The following is a 4,848-nucleotide window of genomic DNA, read 5'->3' on the forward strand; positions in this document are numbered from 1 at the left end:
TTTTTCTATTTTGATGATAAACTTTTTTGTTCTCAAAAAAAAGACTGTTTACTTTGAAAAACAGCCCTAAGTTGTATTTTTTTAGTTTAACTATTGACAACTTGGGGCCTTATATGTGTTATGCTTTTCTTTATTATATCCTTTCGGAATTTCTATTTTTGTAGCAGGTTCTGGAGTCAGATTATTCATTCTGTAATAGTCTTCATTCCAAATTATATTACTACATCCTTTTCCATTTGCATTATAATTGGTACAGCCTAAAAAATATCGCCCGTCTTTTTGTTGTCGTGCTATTAAGTAACCGTCGCATTTATCACATTTTTGGATTGATAATTTTCCTGCTTCTATTTTGTTTGTCATAAAATCACAAACTTCAGGGTCATTCATGCAAATCCATAAATTAAGACCATAAGCAGCTTTTACTTTATGCTGGAGCGGATAGCCGCAAATCGGACAGGATTTTTTGAATACACTTCCAGCCTTTACATCTTCATTCCAATCGCCTTTTAACACAACATTTTTATAATCGTGTTTTATCTCCAAAAGAAATTCAGACGGATTTTCTTCCGGTGCGATAAAATACACACGGTTCTTAGTGCGCGTCATTGCGACATAAAAAAGGCGGCGTTCTTCTGCAGCTTCAATTGAATCATCGCGTTTTACGACATAATTTAACACGGGATCATTTTCAATTTTAGAAGGAAATCCATAAGTTTCATTTTTTCCATTGATAACAATTACATTATCATAGCCCAAGCCCTTTGAAGCATGGGCAGTCATAAATGTAATTTTTAAATCCGGATATTTCAGGCATTTTATTTTGTTTCCATAATCTTTATATTCAAAAAGACTAGAACGCTCTAAATTTTTACCGTCAAAACCGAAACGACCTAGTAAAAGAATTTCCTGTTTTTTAGAATCCTTTCCTTCTTTTTTATTAAATTCCAAAATTTGTTCTATTGCTGTTTCAACAGATTTTGCAAGATTGTAGTTCGAGTTTCCACCGAATCTTTTTTGTTTTGAATCATACGTATAAATGATTACAGGATCTGTAATTGTCTTTGGCGATTTTAAAGTCTTTCTAATTTGTTCTGTATTTTTTTGAATAAAGTTACCCGCAATATCAATTACTTCCTGAGAATTTCGATATGTCTTCGTGATTTTTAAAAGTTCTGCGTATCCCATGATTTCAGAAAACTTTGTAAACAAAGTTATATCAGAGCCACTGAAAGCATAAATTGACTGCCAGTCATCACCAACTGCAATTATTTTTGCACTTGTAACATCATGCAAAGCACCGACTAAATCAAATCGTTGGCGAGAAATGTCCTGATATTCATCAACGATTATGTATTTAAAATCAATCTGGTCACTTACGGCTTTTGATTCTTTTAAAAGGCGAGCAGATTTATTTATCATATCTGAAAAGTCAATTGCATTATTTTTGTGAAGATAACGCTCATATTCAAGATAACATTCCTTGCAAATTCCCAAAAATAATTTTGTGCGGACATTTTTTGTCTGATTTGCCCATTCATCAAACTGTTCAACTGAATATCCGTTGGTTTTAAAATTAGAAATGAATCTGTCCACAAGATTAATCAGCTTTCTGATATACCTGCTTGAGTCTTGGTTTGAAATCTTATTCATAACTTCTTTGTTGTCGCGTGGATTTAAAACAAAACCAAAAGATTCAAGTTTTTCCTTTAAATGTGCAAGTAATTCCCGACCGTCGTTATATTGGGAGCATGTACAGATAAGGTTTGTTCCATGCTGACGGTGAATGGCAACTTTATCTCGCATTGCTTTATTGTACTTTTTTAATTCTTCCTCTGAGTATCTGTTACTAAAACCGTCTTCTGTAACTCCAAAATGTTCGATGTACGCTTCGTTTCCATTCTGAGAGATTTTAAAATCAGGTGTATAGGGCTTCTTTGCGCCTTCGATATTGTATTTGTAGCATGGCTCATATTCATAGTCGATATTATTCAGATAAAGGAAGTTTGCAATTTGAACTTCTTCCTGCGAACGCAATACTTCATTTTGAATTGTTTCATATTTTTTAGTCCGCGAATTTTTTATTTCAACTTGATAGTCTACTTCACCAAGCTCGCTTTTCATCGTTGAAAAATTTGAAGCGGACAAATTGGTAAAAAACTGATTTTTATCTTTTACTTCAATCGGAGCGTCAAAATATGTTGCAAAGAATTTTATCAAGTCATCGACAAGTTTCTGATTTTGAAGAACAGAATCACGAAAATAATCTTCAAGAACAAAATATAGTTTTTCGTTTTGAACAATATTCAGCTTTTCATCATTTTCTTTATGCAGGATTGCATTTCCTGTAGAGTGGAAAGTAGTAATCGGACAGTCAATTTTAAGTTGCTTGTTGATTTTATCCTTTAATTCTCCAACAGCTTTATTTGTAAATGAGACAACAAGAATTTCTCGTGGATTTATATTTTTCTTTTCTACAAGATACTTAACTTTTGCCGCAACTGTCGTAGTTTTCCCTGCTCCCGCACCTGCAATTACAAGACAATAATCTTCATCTGTAAGAACAACTCGACGTTGGTCATCATCGAGCATAATGTTTGGGTCAACTTCTGACAGTACTTTATCAAGATAATTTTTTTCTGTTTCAAGTTTTTCAGCAATAAATTTTTCATTATGCTCATTAACAAGTTTTTTTAAGTCCAAATATTTAGTGATGAGGGATGTAATTGTTTTTTCTGAAATACTGTTTTTCTTGCAGAAATCTGATAGCAAATCATCATTTTTTAATTGTTGGAAATATGAAATCACTTCTTTTTTAGCTTCTATTTCCTTTAGATATTCAGATTTTGCAATATATGAATCTTGTGAAAGTAAGCTGTCTAAAAATGTTTGTAATTGTGAAATTTCTTTTATTTTTGGATTTTCTGATTGAGTAGATATATTATTTTTATCAGAAGTTGCTTTACTTCCAAAAATGCGATTAAAGACAGACATCACAAATACCTATAATCGATTATAGCATAAATACAGCATTTTTGGAATTTCCTACCTTAATTCGACCTAAACTTTCCACGCCAGTGGCGTGTGAGCATAACAATGAGTTAAACCGCAAAAACGGTTCTGCCAACGGCAGAATTGGCGCAAAAGTTGCGGTGGCGTAAAGCCACGAAGAGCAACTTTTGTGCCAAAGTTTTTGTCGGCTTTGAACTTCTTGTTATGTGATTTTACTTACTAAACGCCAATTCCAAATGCTTCTTTTCTTTTACACAATCCAACAGATAATAATTGATTATATTCTGATAAGGCATGCCTGTTTCGTCTGCCATATTCTTAAAATATTCAATTACCTGGTCGTCAAGGCGAATTGTAATCTGTTTTTTGAGTCTATCTGCATAAGGATTTTTTATTCCATTTGAAAAATCGTAATTGTCTCTCATTTTATCTTCCTCCATATTGTGCGGCTTCAAGTGTATTTGCTTTTCTTGCCGATATGATTCTAATTCTGTCATTTTCCCTATAACAGTGACAGACAACCAGCATATGTAACTCTGAACTTAGTCCAAGCATTACAAATCTGTCTTCATCCATACTTGAATGGTCAGGATCTGCAATTAAGATTGCGTTTTCATCATAAAAAACACTTTTTGCTTCCTCGAAAGTTACTTTATGTTTCGTATAATTCAATTCTGCTTTTACAGGATCCCATTCAAAAATTATTTCATCCATAATTATATTATAATTATACTATACTGATTTTGTCAAATAAAAAGGCGGGCTTGACCCGCCGTATAAAAAATCAGGCTTGACTTGATTTTTACCTTTTTTCACCCTATAAAAGCCGCAGCCTCAGGCTCTCCTTTCTCGTTGCAAGCAACTGCGAGAGGATAGTCCCATTCGTCCGACTTGCCATAAAGCCAATACTCAATAAAGCAGTTTCCCGGTTTTTTTGACAGATTGATATAAACTGCGTAAGTGCTATAAGTTTCCAGAATTTTATTGTATTTGTAATCAAATTCCTTGTCAGCAAATGCAATGACTTTCACTTCGTTTTCATCGAGACTCTGTGCAAGATTTTCAAGGTACTTGAAAGCTTCGCTTAAATCCGTCTGTGATGTTTCCTCATCGAAACGCACATAATATCGAATGTCAGCTTCCCCGCGTTTCGCATTGCATTCATAATCTCTGAATCGTTCAATGTACGAGAATGTCCCGACTTTCGTTTTTACAGTTTTAGGAAAATTCGTCGTCGCACACGAACTCAGTGCTATTTGTAAAACTATAAAACTTAAAAATATGTAAATTGTTTTTTTCATCTTTCCTCCAAAAGCGCCCCAGTGCGGGCGTCCACATAACAATTGGTTGTACCGCAGCGGGCTTGACCCCCTGTCGGCTACGAACCTTTGTTATGGCAAATATATTTCTTATACAAAATTAGATTTCATAAATATTTTTTTATGAAATTTTCTGTACAAATTTTTGAAGCTTACACTTCTATTATTATATTTTTCCTAAGCGGCGTAAAGCCGCGTACTACCACTTCCTTGCGTAAACCCTAAAGTTCAATTTCATTTTTTAATCGAGCTTGACTCGATTAAAAAATATTCAATAGTTCTTAATTATTTTCTCTTGCGAGTTGAAGCAATATATCCAATTGAACTTGTGCATTACATTTATCTACATATTCTAAAGTCCTATTTCCACCAAGTCGCAATGCTGGCACAAAGGTAAACATCTCATTTATATCAAGAGAGCCCTTCTTCTTGGCAGCTTTTACTGCCAGTTCTGGTTCGAATAAAAAGTTTTTTATATCATCATCAAGCAGTACGTCATTAAAAAAAGATGTTATATCCC

5 protein-coding genes are annotated in these 4,848 nt (G+C 33.7%); all 5 read right to left on the reverse strand.

Going from position 1 to position 4,848, the window contains the following annotated elements; genetic code table 11:
- Positions 1 to 90: 90 nt before the first annotated feature.
- Positions 91 to 2,991, reverse strand: a complete 2,901-nt coding sequence (locus ACKI5B_RS00510) for a UvrD-helicase domain-containing protein (RefSeq protein WP_407424995.1) — start codon at positions 2,989 to 2,991, stop codon at positions 91 to 93.
- 230 nt (positions 2,992 to 3,221) lie between these two features.
- The gene (locus ACKI5B_RS00515) at positions 3,222 to 3,434 is read right to left on the reverse strand and encodes a BrnA antitoxin family protein (RefSeq protein WP_407424996.1); all 213 of its coding nucleotides are present in this window, start codon (positions 3,432 to 3,434) and stop codon (positions 3,222 to 3,224) included.
- A gap of 1 nt (position 3,435) precedes the next feature.
- Positions 3,436 to 3,723, reverse strand: a complete 288-nt coding sequence (locus tag ACKI5B_RS00520; protein ID WP_407424997.1) for a BrnT family toxin — start codon at positions 3,721 to 3,723, stop codon at positions 3,436 to 3,438.
- A gap of 98 nt (positions 3,724 to 3,821) precedes the next feature.
- Positions 3,822 to 4,310 (reverse strand): hypothetical protein, encoded by a 489-nt coding sequence (locus ACKI5B_RS00525; RefSeq protein ID WP_407424998.1) that lies wholly within the window; start codon positions 4,308 to 4,310, stop codon positions 3,822 to 3,824.
- Between the two features lie 299 nt (positions 4,311 to 4,609).
- Positions 4,610 to 4,848: T6SS immunity protein Tdi1 domain-containing protein (locus tag ACKI5B_RS00530; RefSeq protein ID WP_407424999.1), on the reverse strand; the 239-nt coding region annotated here is incomplete at its 5' end.

This window comes from Treponema sp., from assembly GCF_045657965.1.
Lineage (GTDB): Bacteria > Spirochaetota > Spirochaetia > Treponematales > Treponemataceae > Treponema_D.